Origin of the sequence: Brevundimonas sp. S1H14 (genome assembly GCF_047716865.1) — a bacterium.
Classification (GTDB): domain Bacteria; phylum Pseudomonadota; class Alphaproteobacteria; order Caulobacterales; family Caulobacteraceae; genus Brevundimonas; species Brevundimonas naejangsanensis.
Genome location: NZ_CP136679.1, coordinates 204,271 through 218,365, shown reverse-complemented (window position 1 = coordinate 218,365; position 14,095 = coordinate 204,271). Strand labels below are relative to the sequence as shown.

General features: G+C 66.1%; 14 protein-coding genes. 10 read left to right on the top strand and 4 right to left on the bottom strand.

The genetic code is table 11. The features are described 5' to 3' along the window. Positions 1 to 2: 2 nt before the first annotated feature. From coaE to RSD66_RS01005, 4 genes are read right to left on the bottom strand one after another with little or no spacing between them, the layout of a single operon-like run. Positions 3 to 644, bottom strand: coding sequence for a dephospho-CoA kinase (gene coaE, locus RSD66_RS01020; protein WP_415288675.1), 642 nt, complete (start codon positions 642 to 644; stop codon positions 3 to 5). Then, positions 641 to 1,513 carry a shikimate dehydrogenase gene (aroE, locus tag RSD66_RS01015; protein ID WP_415288674.1) on the bottom strand — a complete coding sequence of 291 codons (873 nt, stop codon included), beginning with the start codon at positions 1,511 to 1,513 and terminating at the stop codon, positions 641 to 643. The genes coaE and aroE overlap by 4 nt, the downstream gene beginning before the upstream one ends. Then, a complete protein-coding gene (locus RSD66_RS01010; RefSeq protein ID WP_415288673.1) occupies positions 1,510 to 2,109 on the bottom strand; it encodes a Maf family protein in 600 nt (199 codons plus the stop codon). The genes aroE and RSD66_RS01010 overlap by 4 nt, the downstream gene beginning before the upstream one ends. Beyond that, a complete protein-coding gene (locus RSD66_RS01005; protein ID WP_024354353.1) occupies positions 2,106 to 2,975 on the bottom strand; it encodes a pyruvate, water dikinase regulatory protein in 870 nt (289 codons plus the stop codon). The genes RSD66_RS01010 and RSD66_RS01005 overlap by 4 nt, the downstream gene beginning before the upstream one ends. A 484-nt stretch (positions 2,976 to 3,459) precedes the next feature. On the opposite strand from RSD66_RS01005, the gene hemE reads away from it, so the two are divergent. The 10 genes from hemE (at position 3,460) to RSD66_RS00955 (ending at position 13,812) form a co-directional block, all read left to right on the top strand. Then, on the top strand, positions 3,460 to 4,494 hold the full coding sequence (gene hemE, locus RSD66_RS01000; protein ID WP_415288672.1) for a uroporphyrinogen decarboxylase: 1,035 nt from the start codon (positions 3,460 to 3,462) through the stop codon (positions 4,492 to 4,494). Then, a complete protein-coding gene (gene hemH, locus RSD66_RS00995) occupies positions 4,491 to 5,570 on the top strand; it encodes a ferrochelatase (protein WP_415288671.1) in 1,080 nt (359 codons plus the stop codon). The genes hemE and hemH overlap by 4 nt, the downstream gene beginning before the upstream one ends. Positions 5,571 to 5,580: 10 nt before the next feature. Continuing rightward, positions 5,581 to 6,048: a CopD family protein gene (locus RSD66_RS00990; RefSeq protein WP_415288670.1), complete on the top strand. Its 468-nt coding sequence runs from the start codon at positions 5,581 to 5,583 to the stop codon at positions 6,046 to 6,048. Between the two features lie 274 nt (positions 6,049 to 6,322). Beyond that, a complete protein-coding gene (rho, locus tag RSD66_RS00985; protein WP_346524493.1) occupies positions 6,323 to 7,819 on the top strand; it encodes a transcription termination factor Rho in 1,497 nt (498 codons plus the stop codon). A gap of 74 nt (positions 7,820 to 7,893) precedes the next feature. Beyond that, positions 7,894 to 8,133, top strand: a complete 240-nt coding sequence (locus tag RSD66_RS00980) for a DUF6489 family protein (RefSeq protein ID WP_003166554.1) — start codon at positions 7,894 to 7,896, stop codon at positions 8,131 to 8,133. A 24-nt stretch (positions 8,134 to 8,157) separates the two neighbouring features. Next, positions 8,158 to 9,471 (top strand): tRNA uridine-5-carboxymethylaminomethyl(34) synthesis GTPase MnmE, encoded by a 1,314-nt coding sequence (gene mnmE / locus RSD66_RS00975; RefSeq protein ID WP_415288669.1) that lies wholly within the window; start codon positions 8,158 to 8,160, stop codon positions 9,469 to 9,471. Positions 9,472 to 9,534: 63 nt separating this feature from the next. Beyond that, positions 9,535 to 11,448: a tRNA uridine-5-carboxymethylaminomethyl(34) synthesis enzyme MnmG gene (mnmG, locus tag RSD66_RS00970; RefSeq protein ID WP_415289614.1), complete on the top strand. Its 1,914-nt coding sequence runs from the start codon at positions 9,535 to 9,537 to the stop codon at positions 11,446 to 11,448. After that, positions 11,448 to 12,068 (top strand): 16S rRNA (guanine(527)-N(7))-methyltransferase RsmG, encoded by a 621-nt coding sequence (rsmG, locus tag RSD66_RS00965; RefSeq protein ID WP_119413174.1) that lies wholly within the window; start codon positions 11,448 to 11,450, stop codon positions 12,066 to 12,068. Before mnmG ends, rsmG begins: the two co-directional genes overlap by 1 nt. Further along, positions 12,058 to 12,894: a ParA family protein gene (locus RSD66_RS00960; protein ID WP_119413173.1), complete on the top strand. Its 837-nt coding sequence runs from the start codon at positions 12,058 to 12,060 to the stop codon at positions 12,892 to 12,894. The genes rsmG and RSD66_RS00960 overlap by 11 nt, the downstream gene beginning before the upstream one ends. Positions 12,895 to 12,924: 30 nt before the next feature. Then, entirely contained in the window at positions 12,925 to 13,812 is an 888-nt protein-coding gene (locus RSD66_RS00955; protein WP_415288668.1) for a ParB/RepB/Spo0J family partition protein, read from the top strand. The last annotated feature ends 283 nt before the right edge of the window (positions 13,813 to 14,095 follow it).

Sequence of the window (14,095 nt, the reverse complement as noted above, 5' to 3'; positions counted from 1 at the left end):
CCTTAATGCCGGGGTTCGCTCCTGAACGAAAGAGCGCCGCGCGGCGGCGTCCACGACGGCGACAGCACTGTCCCCACGATCCGGCGCACCTGATCGCGCGCCGCTTCCAGCCCTTGCCCCGTGTCGATGAGAAAGTCGGCGCGCGCGCGTTTTTCGGCGTCCGGCGTCTGGCGCGACAGAATGCCGTCGAAGCGCTCGCGCGTCATGCCGGGGCGGGCCAGGACGCGCCGGGCCTGCACCTCGGGTTCGGCGGTGACCACCACCACGGCGTCGACAGCGGCGTCGCCGCCCGTCTCGAACAGCAAGGGAATGTCCACGACCGCAAACGACGAGCCCTGAGCCTCCGCCGCCTTCAGCGCCTGTGCGCGATCCATCGCGACCAGGGGATGGACGATGGCTTCCAGTCGCTGAAAAGCGGTCTCGTCGCGCCCCAGAACCTCAGCCAGGCGACCTCGATCTACGACGCCGTCCACGATCACGCCGGGAAAGCTCTGTTCCAGCGGCGCCACGGCTGCTCCGCCCGTTCCATAGAGCCGATGAACGGCGGCGTCGGCGTCCCAGACCACCGCGCCTTCCTCGGCGAACATCTTCGCCGTCGTGGACTTTCCCATGCCTATGGAGCCGGTCAGCCCCAGAATGATCATGCGGCGGCGTCCATGTCCGTCGCGCTCGCCAAATGGGCCATAGCCACGGCGCGCAGATCCAGCGGCGGGGGCGGGACGCCGAAAATAGCCTCAAACGACGGTCCCGCCTGACCGATCAGCATGGCCAGGCCATCGACGGCGATCAGCCCTCGCGCCTGAGCCGCAGCCAAAAAGGGCGTGAGCACCGGCTTATAGGTCATATCCATGACGACCGCGTCGGCCTTCAAGACACCGAGGTCTATGCTCGGCGGCGCGCTCAGGGCGTTGATGACCAGATCGGCGTCGGCCAGCGCGCCCTCGTCCTCAGCCACAGCCACCCCGGCGCCCAGGTCGGCGGCCAGAGCCTCGGCGCGGCTGCGCGTGCGATTCAGGATCGACAGGCTCGCCCCGGCCTCGACCAGGGCGCCCGCGACCGCGCGGGCGGCGCCGCCCGCGCCCAGCATGACGACATGGGCCCCCTTCAGATCAAACGACGGCGCCTGTTCCGCCAGGGCGTAAAGCACGCCGGCCCCATCGGCGCTGTCGGCCCGGACCCGGCCGTTATCAAACACCAGGATATTGGCTGAACCGGTCGCCTTGGCCGCCGGGGCGATGTCGTCAGCCAGGGCGAAGGCCTGCTCCTTGAACGGCGCCGTGACGTTGAGTCCGTGGATCAGGCCCGCCCGCCCAGCGGCGACCAGGGTGCGGAAACCATTGGGGTCCTTCGGCTGAAAAGCGACATAGGAGCCGTCGACCGCCCCCGCCTCAAGCCAGGCGTTATGCAGGATCGGGCTCAGAGAATGGCCGATCGGATTGCCGGCGACCCCGCCCAGACGGACCCGCCCCGTGATGCGCGCCTGACAGATCGCCGGTTCCGTTTCTATCTTCATGACGCAATAACCCCCGCACGCCTCAACTCTGTGAGGACGGGCCATAACGGCAATCCGAGAACAGTGAAATAGTCGCCGTGCACGGCGTCGAAAAGTTGCGCCCCCATCCCCTCAAGCCGGTAGGAGCCGACGCAGGCCAGCAGGCCTTCGCCTTCCACCACCAGATAGGCGTCCAGAAAGGCGTCGGAGAAGGCGCGGACCTTCATTTCGGCTGTATCCAGCCCGCTCCACACCACCTGGCCCTTGTGCGCGAGCGCCGCGCCTGAATGCAACTGATGCGAGCGGCCCCGCATGGCCGCCAGGCGCGCGCGCGCCGCACCCAAGGTCGGCGCCTTGGACACCAGCCCGCCGTCAAAAGCCAAAGTCTGGTCCGCCCCCAGCACCCAGGCCTCAGGATCATGACGCGACACCGCCAGCGCCTTGGCCCGGGCCAGTTCCACCGCCAGCTCAGCCGGATCGACGCCCGGCGTCTTCAGCGCGTCTTCGTCCACATCAGCGACCTGGACGACGAAGGGCACGCCAGCGTTTTCCAGCATGGCGCGTCGGGCGGCGCTCTTGGAGGCCAGGATCAACCGTTCGTTAGGGGCCTCGGTCACATCGGCGCTCCCAGCCTGCGGCTGCGCCGCTCGCTCAACAGGTTGATGATGGCGGCGGCCGTCTCCTCAACCGAGCGACGGGTCACGTCGATGGTCGGCCAGCCGCGCCGTTCGAAGGCGCGACGCGCCTTGATGGTCTCTTCGCGAACGGAGTCATGGTCGACATAGGCCGAGGCGTGGCCTGCGTTCAGCCCATCCAGGCGATTGCGGCGGATCTGCACGAGACGGTCCGGCGAGACGGTCAGGCCGACCACCAGAGGATTCTTCAGCGCCGTCAGCCGCTCGCCGTCTTCCTGACCCGGAACCAGCGGCACATTGGCCGCCCTGATGCCCCGGTGAGCCAGATAGATGCAGGTCGGCGTCTTGGACGTCCGGCTGACGCCGCACAGGACGACATCGGCCTGTTCCAGCTGCTCCAGCGTTCCTTGCCCGTCATCGTGGGCGATGGCGTAGTCCAGCGCACTCATCCGGTTGAAATAGCCGGTATCCAGGGCGTGCTGGGCGCCCACCCGCGCCGAAACATCCGCCCCCAGATAGCGCGATAGGGCGCCGACCAGCGGGTCCAGCGCCCCAATCTGCGGCATCTGCAGCTGACGGCAGCCTTCCTCCAGTTGCTCGCGCAGCTCCCGATCGACCAGCGTATGCAGAACCACGCCAGGCGCCGCGGCAATTTCTTCCAGCACCCGCTCCATCTGCTTGTTGGACCGCACCAGGGCGTAGATGTGCTCGATGGGAATGACGCCGTCGAACCGGGCGATCACAGCCTTGGCCATCGCGTTCAAGGTCTCGCCTGTCGAATCCGAGACGAGATGAACATGAAAATAGGTGGCCAGACGCGAAGCGCCGGGAGGACGGGCAGGGCTCATGAGGACGGCGTCTCCTTCTGGGCGACGGTCGGATCATCCCCGCGCCCTGTTGAAAAGCCGGGGCGCCGTTCGTGAAAGACCGGGCGCCGAATCCTGTAGCAAGCCCCGTCGTCGGTCGCGAGCGGGGATCGCGGGCGCCGTTGCCATGATCGGCGCCGGAGTCGTCCGCCTGGGCGCCGAGGTTTCATCCCATGCTGTGGGCAGGAGCGCCTGTCCAAATTCGGCGCCCGTGGATTCACCCACAACGGCGCCCAGAGGCAAACCCGAGTCCCGCGGGTGTTTCACGGCTTATCCCCATGACTCACACCCCCGCTGGCGAGTGCGCGGATTCGTTCGCCGCGAAACGGGGACAAGAGGGAGTCCGACCGGGACGGGCCAGGGTTATCCCCGCGCTCCCCGGCCCTGCTTCCAACCTCTAATTCTTTCAATTCTTAAATCTGAATAGGGATTGAGGCTTGGGGGTGTGCATCCTAAAGCCCAAGACATGAGCACGCCCCTTCTGATCCAGGCTCTCCAGGGCCAAACCCTTTCCCGCCCGCCCGTGTGGTTCATGCGTCAAGCTGGGCGCTACCTGCCGGAGTACCGGGCCTTGCGGGCCCAGGCGCCGAACTTCATCGCCTTCTGCCTGAACCCTGAGATGGCGGCCGAGGCGACCCTGCAGCCGATGCGCCGGTTCGGCTTCGACGCCGCCATCGTCTTCGCCGACATCCTGCTGATCCCCGGCGCCCTGGGACAGAAGGTGTGGTTCGAAGCGGGGGAGGGGCCGCGTCTGGGCGCCCTGCCGTCGGTGCAGTCGATGGCCGACAAGGCTCAGCAGGCTGGTGAAGCCCTCAAGGCCGTCGGCCAGACGCTCAGCCTGGTGCGTGTGGAACTGGAGCCTGAACGCGCCCTGATCGGCTTTGCGGGCGCGCCGTGGACCGTGGCCACCTATATGCTGGACGGCGAGCACCGGACGATGGGCAAGGGCGAGCGCGGTCTGGCGCGGACCTACGCTTATACCCAGCCCGAGATCGTGTATGGCCTGCTGGACGTGCTGGTGGAAGCCACCGCCCACTATCTGAAGATGCAGCAGGACGCCGGCGCCCAGGTGCTGAAGATCTTCGAGAGCTGGGCCGAGGGCCTTCCCGACGATCTGTTCGAAAGTCTGGTGCTGAAGCCGCATCAGAAGCTGGTGGCCCGCGCCCGCGAACTGGGCGTCACCGTGCCCCTGATCGGCTTCCCGAGAGGCTCGGCGGCCCTGGCTGAACGCTATGCGCGCGAATGCGAGGTGCAGGGCGTGGCGCTGGACACCGCCTGTCCGCTGGAAGTCGGCCAGCGCGTGCAGAAGATCAAACCCATCCAGGGCGCGCTGGACCCTCTGCTGCTGCGCGCAGGCGGCGAGGCGCTGGACCGCCGCGTCGATCAGCTGATGGAGGCCTGGGGCCAGGGGCCGTGGATCTTCAACCTGGGCCACGGCATCCTGCCGGACGTGCCGATCGCCCATGTCGAGCAGGTTCTGAAGCGGATCGGCGCCCAATGACCGGGACCGCCACGAACGACGAGGGACGACCCAACCGGCGCGTGGCGGTCGTCCTGACAAATCTGGGCGGTCCTGATCGTCCGGAAGCGGTCAAACCCTTCCTGTTCAACCTCTTCAACGATCCGGCCATCATCGGCCTGCCGGGGATTTTCCGCACGCCGCTGGCCAAGCTGATCTCCAGCCGTCGCGAGACTTCAGCCCAGGCCAACTACGCCCTGATGGGCGGCGGCTCGCCCTTGTTGCCCGAGACGCAGAAACAGGCCGAGGCCCTGTCGCGCGCCCTGGCGAACGCTTCGCCGGGCGACGACAGCCGGGTCTTCATCGCCATGCGATACTGGCATCCCCTGACGGAAGAGACGGCGGCGGCGGTCAAGGCCTTCCAGCCCGACCAGATCATCCTTCTGCCCCTCTATCCGCAGTTCTCGACCACTACGACGGCCTCGTCGCTGAAAAAGTGGACCGAGTGCTACGACGGCCCCGGCGAAACCCATGTCGTCTGCTGCTATCCCGACGCGAAGGGACTGATCGAGGCCCAGGTCCGCCTGATCCAGCAGACGTTGGACAAGGCGCAAGGCAAGCCGGTTCGGGTGCTGTTTTCGGCCCACGGCATCCCCGAGAAACTGGTCGCGGCCGGCGATCCCTATCAGGCCCAGGTCGAGGCGACCGTGGCCGCCGTGGTCGAGCGCATGGGCCTGACCGATTGGGCCATCTGCTACCAGAGCCGGGTCGGTCCGCTGAAATGGCTGGGCCCCGCCACCCCTGACGCCATCGAACAGGCGGCCAGAGATGGCGTGGGCGCGCTGGTGGTGCCGATCGCCTTCGTCTCAGAACACATCGAGACCCTGGTCGAACTGGACATGGAATACGGCGAACTGGCCCATAAGGTCGGTTGCGCCCCTTATCTGCGCGCGCCGACGGTCAGCGCCGACCCGGTTTTCATCACCGCCCTGGCCGATGCGGTCGGGCGGGCGCTGGAGACGTCGGGGACGGCGCCGCAGGGCGCTTCTCTAGATGGACCATGCGCCCACTTGAAAGCCTGCCCGTCCGGCTGTTCAAAGGGCTCCAGGGCGGCCTGAGGGGATCGACATGGACTATTATAACCTGGCCCGCGGGCTTCACATTCTCGCGGTGATCGCCTGGATGGCCGGAATGCTCTTCCTGCCGCGTCTGTTCGCCTATGACGCCGAGCAGAACGCCAAGCCTGAACCCCTGCGCAGCGAGATGCAGGCGCTGTTGCGCGTTTGGCAAACGCGGCTGCTGCGCATCATCATCAACCCGGCCATGATCCTGGCCTTCGTTTTCGGCGGCTGGCTGCTGTGGCTGCGCAGCGGCGACGGCGCCGACTGGTCCTTCGCCCATCAGCCGTGGATGATGACCAAGCTGATCGGCGTCTTCCTGCTGGCCGGTTGGCACGGCTTTCTGGCGGGGCAGCGCAAGAAGATCGCGGCGGGCACGTCGAAATACTCCGGTCGTTTCTGGCGCATGACCAATGAGATTCCTTTCGTTCTGGCCATCATCATGGTGCTGTCGGTGACGATGGAGTGGACGTTCTAGAGGCCCTAACGCGAGCGACGCGGTCGCTCGCTGTTTGAGGGCGATAGGGGGCGCCTTCTTCTTTCGCTTGACCCGTGCGGGTCTTTCGTGGTTCCGCTTCGGTGAACCGTGCGGCCGATCCGTGCAGCGCGGTCCCTCTCTTTTTGCGATGCCTGCCGGTTTGAACCTGCGGGAGCCCGTCGCCCTCCCTCCCAGCCCCTGCGGCTGAAGCCATTACGACCTTTCTGCCCCTGGCCGCCTTGCCGCGTCCGGGCGCGCGAACGAGCACGCCATCATGACCGATACGCCTGACACGCCGGAAACCGAAGTCGCTGAAAACGCAGTGGAAACGCCTGTTGAGCGGCCGCGTCGCACTCTGAGCCTGGGCGGCAGCCGCACGGCGGCGCCGGTCGAGGAGGCCGAGCCTGAAGTCGCCGTTCACCCCGCCTCCGACGATGACGATCACGGCGTCGACACCACGGCGGAAGATGACGATGAGGACGACGACGGCGAGCCCATCGTTCCCAACGGCCGCATCACGCTTCAGGAACTGAACGAGAAGACGCCGGAAGATCTGGTCGCCTTCGCCGAGGGTCTGGACATTGAGAACGCCGGCAATCTGCGCAAGCAGGACCTGCTGTTCGCCATCCTGAAGACCCTGGCCGACGAAGAGGTCGAGATCATCGCCTCGGGCGTGCTGGAGATCCTGCCAGACGGCTTCGGCTTCCTGCGTAGCCCCGACGCCAACTACTTGCCGGGTCCGGACGACGTCTATGTCTCGCCGTCGCAGATTCGCCGCTTCGGCCTGCGTTCGGGCGACACGGTGCACGGCGCGGTGCGCGGCCCGCGCGAGGGCGAGCGCTACTTCGCCCTGCTGAAGGTCGACACGATCAACTTCGAAGATCCGGAGATGGTCAAGACCAAGGTCCTGTTCGACAACCTGACGCCGCTCTATCCCGAAGAGCGCCTGCATATGGAAATCCAGGACCCGACGCTGAAAGACCGCTCGGGCCGGGTCATCGACATCGTCGCCCCGCTCGGCAAGGGCCAGCGCTGCCTGATCGTCGCCCCGCCGCGCGTCGGCAAGACGGTGATGCTGCAGAACATCGCCAAGTCGATCGAGCGCAATCACCCGGAAGTCTTCCTGATCGTCCTGCTGATCGACGAACGCCCCGAAGAAGTCACCGACATGCAACGCACGGTGAAGGGCGAGGTCGTCGCATCGACCTTCGACGAGCCCGCCTCGCGCCACGTCGCCGTGGCCGAAATGGTGATCGAAAAGGCCAAACGCCTGGTCGAGCACAAGAAGGATGTGGTGATCCTGCTGGACTCCATCACCCGTCTGGGCCGCGCCTACAACGCCACGGTCCCGTCGTCGGGCAAGGTGCTGACCGGCGGCGTCGACGCCAACGCCCTGCAGCGGCCCAAGCGCTTCTTCGGCGCCGCGCGCAACGTGGAGCAGGGCGGCTCGCTAACCATCATCGCCACGGCCCTGATCGACACGGGCAGCCGCATGGACGAGGTGATCTTCGAAGAGTTCAAGGGTACCGGCAACTCGGAAATCGTCCTGGACCGCAAGGTTGCCGACAAGCGCATCTTCCCGGCCATCGACGTGCTCAAGTCCGGCACCCGCAAGGAAGACCTCATCACGCCGAAGGACCAGCTGGCCAAGACCTATGTCCTGCGCCGCATCCTCAACCCGATGGGCCCGCAGGACGCGATCGAGTTCCTGCTCGACAAACTGCGCCAGTCCAAGAACAACGGCGACTTCTTCCAGTCGATGAACACATAATTCCTGCCCTAGCGCCGCCCGCGCGGCGGGCGGCTGCTTGAGGGCGTGTTTCACGTGAAACAAGTGAGGGCGTTATGAAGCTGAACATCGAAATCGACTGCACCCCGGCGGAGGCCCGCGCCTTTCTGGGTCTGCCGGACGTGACGCCGCTCAACGATCATCTGGTGGCCGAGATGCAGAAGCGCATGGACGCCAACATGGCCGCCATGCAGCCCGACGAACTGATGAAGACCTGGACCAGCTTCGGCGTTCAGGCCCAGGACCAGTTCCGCCGCCTGATGGAAGCCGCCGTCACGGGCGCGGCCAAGCCCTGACTCTGACGACGTGGGCCTGACGACGTGAGCGACACTATTTTTGCCCTAGCCACCCCGCCGGGGCGGGGCGCCATCGCGGTGCTTCGACTGTCAGGACCGGCCACGGAGACGGCTTTGACGGCGCTGGGGGCAGGGGGGCTTGCCCCGCGTCTGGCCTCGGTGCGCAGCCTGCGCCACGACGGCCGCTTGATTGACGAAGCCCTGGTGTTGCGCTTCATCGCCCCGCGTTCCTACACGGGCGAGGACTCGGCCGAACTGCACCTGCACGGCGGCCGCGCCGTGGTCGAGGCGGCCAGCACCGCCCTGATCGCCCTCGGCTTGCGTCCGGCGGACCCGGGCGAATTTACCCGCCGAGCCTTCCAGAACGGGCGCATGGACCTGGCCCAGGCCGAGGCCGTCGCCGACCTCATCGACGCTGAAACCGAAGCCCAGAAATCTCAGGCCCTGGGCCAACTCGACGGCGCCCTGTCCGCGGCCTACGCCGGATTTCGCCGCGACCTGTTGAAGGCCCTGTCCCTGGTCGAGGCCGAGATCGACTTTCCCGACGAGGAAGTGCCTGACAATCTGGCGCGCACCGCGGGGCCGGTGCTGGACGCCTTGGCAGCCGATCTTTGCGCGGCGCTGGCCGATTCTGATCGCGGGCGGCGGGTGCGCGAGGGCTATCGCATCGTCCTGATCGGCGAGACAAACGCCGGCAAGTCGTCGCTGTTCAACGCTCTTGTCGCGCGCGAGGCGGCCATCGTCACGCCGATCGCTGGAACGACGCGCGACGTGCTGGATGCAGACATCATGATCGGCGGTTACGCCGTCACCCTGTCAGACACGGCCGGTTTGCGCGACAGCGAGGATCCGGTCGAGGCCGAGGGCATCCGCCGCGCCCGTGTCCGCGCCGAGGGCGCCGACCTACGTCTGTGGGTCCGCTCGCCCTCCATCGACGGGGCCGAGGACCCCGCCGCAGCCTTCGTGCGTCCGGCCGATCTTCAGGTGCTGAACAAGGCTGACCGGGGCGCGGTGGAGTCGGCGCCGGATCTCGAAGCCTTGAGCGTCAGCACGATGACGGGGCAGGGGCTGTCTGAACTGCATGACTGGATCGCCGCTCGCCTGGCGCGAGACCTGTCCGGCGCCGACTTCCCGGCAGTGACACGTGAGCGCCACCGTCGCCGTCTGGCCGAGGCCTTGGCCGCCGTCGAGGCCGGTCGCCGTGCGCTAGATCTGGCGCCGGAGATGGCGGGCGATGATCTACGCCGAGCCGCCGACTCCCTGGCTCGTGTCACCGGCGCCATCGGTGTCGAGGATATCCTGGGCGAGGTCTTTTCCTCCTTCTGCATCGGCAAATAGGCCGGGCTTTCACCTGTTTCACGTGAAACAACCGTTCTCGAGCCGGTGGCGATTCCGGCCCGGATGGACTATGTGGACGCCATGAGTTCGATCCCCGATCATACCTTTGATGTCGTCGTCATCGGCGGCGGCCACGCCGGTTGCGAGGCCGCGACGGCCGCCGCGCGCGCGGGCGCCCGCACCCTGCTTCTGACCCAGAAGCTGGAGACCATCGGCGAGATGAGCTGCAACCCGGCCATCGGCGGCCTAGGCAAAGGCCATCTGGTGCGCGAGATCGACGCCCTGGACGGCGTCATGGGCCGTCTGGCCGATGTCTCGGGCATCCAGTTCCGCATGCTGAACCGCTCCAAGGGCGCCGCAGTGCGCGGCCCGCGCAGCCAGATTGACCGCCGTCTGTATCGCGAGGCCATGCAGACCGAATTGGCGGACTATTCAAACCTGACCCTGATGGCGGGCACGGCTGAGGGCCTGATACTGAACGGCGATCGCGTCGTCGGCGTGAAGACCGGGGCAGGGGAAGCGATCCGTGCCGGGGCAGTCGTGTTGACGACCGGCACCTTCCTCAACGGCGTCATCCATCGTGGCGATCTGCGCATCCCGGCCGGGCGCTATGGAGAGGATCCATCGACGGGCCTGGCCGGCGACCTGCATGCCGCGGAGCTAATGATGGGTCGGCTGAAAACCGGCACGCCCGCGCGCCTGGACGGTCGCACCATCGCCTGGGACCGACTGGAGATGCAGGCGGCAGACGACCAGCCCGTGCCCTTCAGCTTCATGACGGACCGTATCGAGGTGCCGCAGATCGCCTGCGGCGTCACCCATACGACCGAAGAGACGCATCGCATCATCGCCGACAACCTCGGCGAAAGCGCCGTATATGGCGGGCGGCTTTCGGGTCGTGGCCCGCGCTACTGCCCCTCGATCGAGGACAAGGTTGTGCGGTTCGCCGACAAGACCAGCCATCAGGTCTTCCTGGAGCCGGAAGGTCTGGATGATCCCAGCGTCTATCCGAACGGGATTTCGACCTCGGTGTCCGATGTGACGCAGCTGGCCTTCCTTCACACCATGCCGGGTCTGGAGAAGGTCGAGGTTTTCCGTTTCGGCTACGCCATCGAATACGACTATGTCGATCCGCGTGAGCTGACACCGGCGCTGGAGGTCAAGAAGCGACCCGGCCTGTATCTGGCGGGCCAGATCAACGGTACGACCGGCTATGAGGAGGCGGGCGCGCAAGGGCTGATCGCCGGCCTGAACGCCGCCCGCACAGCCGCCGGTTCTGATCCGCTGATCCTCGGCCGCGATCAGGCCTATATCGGCGTGATGATCGACGACCTGGTGACGCGCGGCGTTACCGAACCCTATCGCATGTTCACCAGCCGTGCCGAGTATCGTCTGACCCTGCGCGCCGACAACGCTGATCAGCGGCTGACGCCGATCGGAATTGAAGCGGGTATCGTCGGCGCAGAGCGGGCGAAGGTCTGGCTGGAGAAGGCGGATCTTCTGGACGCAGCCAATCGTGTTTCACGTGAAACGCTGTTCACGCCCAAGGAGGCGGGGGCGCTGGGCATCACGGTCAACGCCGATGGTCAGCGTCGCTCGATCCGCGACCTGCTGGCCTTCCCGAACGTGACGCTGGATCAGTTCATTGCGATCCGCCCCGAAATCGCAGACTGGTCCGCTGCGGTGAGCGAACAGGTCGAGATCGACGCCGTCTACGCCGGCTATCTGGACCGTCAGGCCCAGGACGCCGAGGCGTTGCGACGGGAGGAGGGGCTGACCTTGCCCGCTGACCTCGACTACGCGGCCATCGGGGCTCTGTCGAACGAAGTGCGCGAGAAGCTGTCCATGATCCGTCCCCTGACGCTGGGGCAGGCTGGCCGTATTGAAGGCATGACGCCGGGCGCCCTGACCGCGCTTTTGGCTCATGTGAAGAAGGTGAAGGGCGTGGAAGCAGATCTCGCGGCGGTCGTCGCCTGATGTCGGACGCCATCGACGCCTTTCGCGCCCAGACTGGGGCCAGTGACGCCAACATCGCCGACCTGACGACCTTTCTGGCCATGCTGACCGAGGCCAATGAGGTGATGAACCTAGTCGGGCCGGACACCATTCCCGATTTCTGGAACCGCCACGCCTGGGACAGCGCCCAGCTTCTGGACCTGGCGCCGGAGGCGAAGACCTGGGCCGACCTGGGCGCGGGGGCCGGTTTTCCCGGCGTTGTTCTGGCCATCCTTTTGAAGGGACGGCCCGGGGCCCATGTTTGGCTGGTGGACAGCCTTGGCAAGCGCTGCCGCTTCCTTCAGACGATTGTCGATGCGCTCGACCTGCCCGCGACCGTGGTCAACGGGCGGGCGGAGGAACAGTCGATCACGGTCGACGTCGTCACAGCACGAGCGGTGGCGGCGATGGAGAAACTACTGGGTTATGCACAGCCCTACTTCCAGCGCGGTGCAAAAGGCCTGTTCCTCAAGGGAGAGAAGGCCGAGGCTGAGTTGAAAGAGGCCCGTCGGGTCTGGCAGTTTGAAGCTGAGCTTACCGTCTCGCGCAGCGATCCGCGCGGCCGCATCGTTTCACTGGGGGGCCTTCGCCGTGTCCGTTGAGTCCGTAAAGTCGTCTGCTTCTCGTGACACCCGAGTTCTGGCGGTCTCAAACCAGAAGGGCGGAGTGGGCAAGACCACGACCGCCATCAACCTCGGCACGGCTCTGGCTGCGATCGGTGAGAAAGTGCTGATCGTGGACATGGACCCACAGGGCAATGCCTCCACCGGACTGGGTGTTCCACGTGAAACACGACGGGTGACCATCTACGACGTCATCGTCGACGGACGGCCGGTCGATGAGGCGGCGATCGAGACCGCCGTGCCGGGGCTGTTTATCGTCGCCGCTGACCCGGACATGTCGGGGGTCGAAATCGAGTTGAGCCAGGCGGATCGGCGCTCCTATCGTCTGCGCGACGCCCTGGCGAAGCAGGGGGGCAATGGTCATTCCCGGTATGACTATGTCCTGATCGACTGCCCGCCGTCGCTGAACTTGTTGACGTTGAACGCCATGGCGGCGGCAGACGCCGTTCTGGTGCCGCTGCAGTGCGAATTCTTCGCTTTGGAAGGCCTGACTCAGCTGATGCGGACCATCGACATGGTGCGTCAGAGCCTGAACCCGGCGTTGGAGATTCAGGGTCTGGTCCTGACCATGTATGACCGCCGCAACGCCCTGTCGGGCCAGGTGGCGGCCGATGTACGCGCCCACTTCGGCGACAAGGTCTATGACAGCGTCATTCCCCGGAATGTGCGGGTGTCCGAGGCGCCGTCGTTCGGCAAGCCGGCTCTGATCTATGATCTGAAGTGCGCAGGCAGTCAGGCCTATCTGAAGCTGGCGCGCGAACTGGTGGCGCGCGAGCGCCAACGTCGTCAGGCTGTCGCGGCCTGATTAACCTGATAAGTAAACGGAAACAGCATCTTGTCCGAACGTCAGCGTGGTCTGGGCCGGGGTCTCTCGGCGCTTTTGGGTGAAAACGCGCAGGAAGCGGTCGCCGTCGATGCGGCCGGTCCGGCCCCCGCGGGCGTGCAACGCGCCCCGATCGAGGCGCTGAAACCCAACCCGGATCAACCGCGCAAGATCTTCGCCAAGACCGATCTGGACGAGCTGACGGCGTCGATCCGCGACAAGGGCGTCCTGCAACCCATCCTCGTGCGGTCGCAGCCGGGGGAAGCGGGCGTGTGGCAGATCATCGCCGGAGAACGCCGCTGGCGCGCCGCCCAGGCCGCCCGCCTTACTCAGGTGCCGATCGTCGTGCGCGAGATGGACGACATCGAGGTGCTGGAAGTCGGCGTCATCGAGAACGTCCAGCGCGCCGATCTGAACCCGATGGAAGAGGCCAACGCCTACGCCGTCCTGATGGAGCGTTTCGGCCGTACCCAGGACGCCTTGGCTGGGGTCGTGGGCAAGAGTCGCAGCCACGTGGCCAACACCCTGCGCCTGCTGCAACTGCCCGAGGCGGTGCGCGACCATGTGGTGCGCGGCGAGTTGTCGGCGGGCCACGCGCGTGCCCTGATCACGGCGCCGAACGCCGAACAACTGGCGGCTGAGGTCATCGCCAAGGGCCTGAACGTTCGCCAGACCGAGGCGCTGGCCCGTCGTTCGGCTGAGGGACCGAAAACGCCCAAGGCCCGGCCCATGCCGAACGGGGAGGGCGCGGCCGACATCGCCGCCCTGGAGCAGGATCTGTCTGACGCTCTGGGTCTGAAGGTGTCGCTGGCCGACAAGGACGGCAAGGGCGAGATCACCGTCAAATACGGCACTCTGGAGCAACTCGACGACCTGTGCCGGCGTCTGATGCGCGGTTGAGCAACTGAGCGAAAAAAGCCCGTCCAGGGCTGAGCCGGGACGGGCAAGTCGGGGATGAGAGCGGGGCCGACACGCCAGCAGGTGGGAGCGCGCCGGATGATCCGATCAATGATCGAGGACCGATCCTCCCTATAGGAAACGCTTATATACGTTTCTGTCAATACTGCGTGTCTGACGTGATCGGTAGCCCCTAAGGGCCCTAGGGAGGACCGGCTGATGCATGGACTGAGGCCTCTTTCTGGCCTCATGATAGGGGGACGCTCATGACCCATAAATGTGAGAG

Excerpts from the sequence above, each read along its gene's own strand:
- aroE (WP_415288674.1), bottom strand. The coding sequence starts at position 1,513 with ATGAAGATAGAAACGGAACCGGCGATCTGTCAGGCGCGCATCACGGGG.
- RSD66_RS01005 (WP_024354353.1), bottom strand. The coding sequence starts at position 2,975 with ATGAGCCCTGCCCGTCCTCCCGGCGCTTCGCGTCTGGCCACCTATTTT.
- coaE (WP_415288675.1), bottom strand. The coding sequence starts at position 644 with ATGATCATTCTGGGGCTGACCGGCTCCATAGGCATGGGAAAGTCCACG.
- hemE (WP_415288672.1), top strand. The coding sequence starts at position 3,460 with ATGAGCACGCCCCTTCTGATCCAGGCTCTCCAGGGCCAAACCCTTTCC.
- RSD66_RS00990 (WP_415288670.1), top strand. The coding sequence starts at position 5,581 with ATGGACTATTATAACCTGGCCCGCGGGCTTCACATTCTCGCGGTGATC.
- rsmG (WP_119413174.1), top strand. The coding sequence starts at position 11,448 with ATGTCGGACGCCATCGACGCCTTTCGCGCCCAGACTGGGGCCAGTGAC.
- hemH (WP_415288671.1), top strand. The coding sequence starts at position 4,491 with ATGACCGGGACCGCCACGAACGACGAGGGACGACCCAACCGGCGCGTG.
- mnmG (WP_415289614.1), top strand. The coding sequence starts at position 9,535 with ATGGACTATGTGGACGCCATGAGTTCGATCCCCGATCATACCTTTGAT.
- rho (WP_346524493.1), top strand. The coding sequence starts at position 6,323 with ATGACCGATACGCCTGACACGCCGGAAACCGAAGTCGCTGAAAACGCA.
- RSD66_RS00980 (WP_003166554.1), top strand. The coding sequence starts at position 7,894 with ATGAAGCTGAACATCGAAATCGACTGCACCCCGGCGGAGGCCCGCGCC.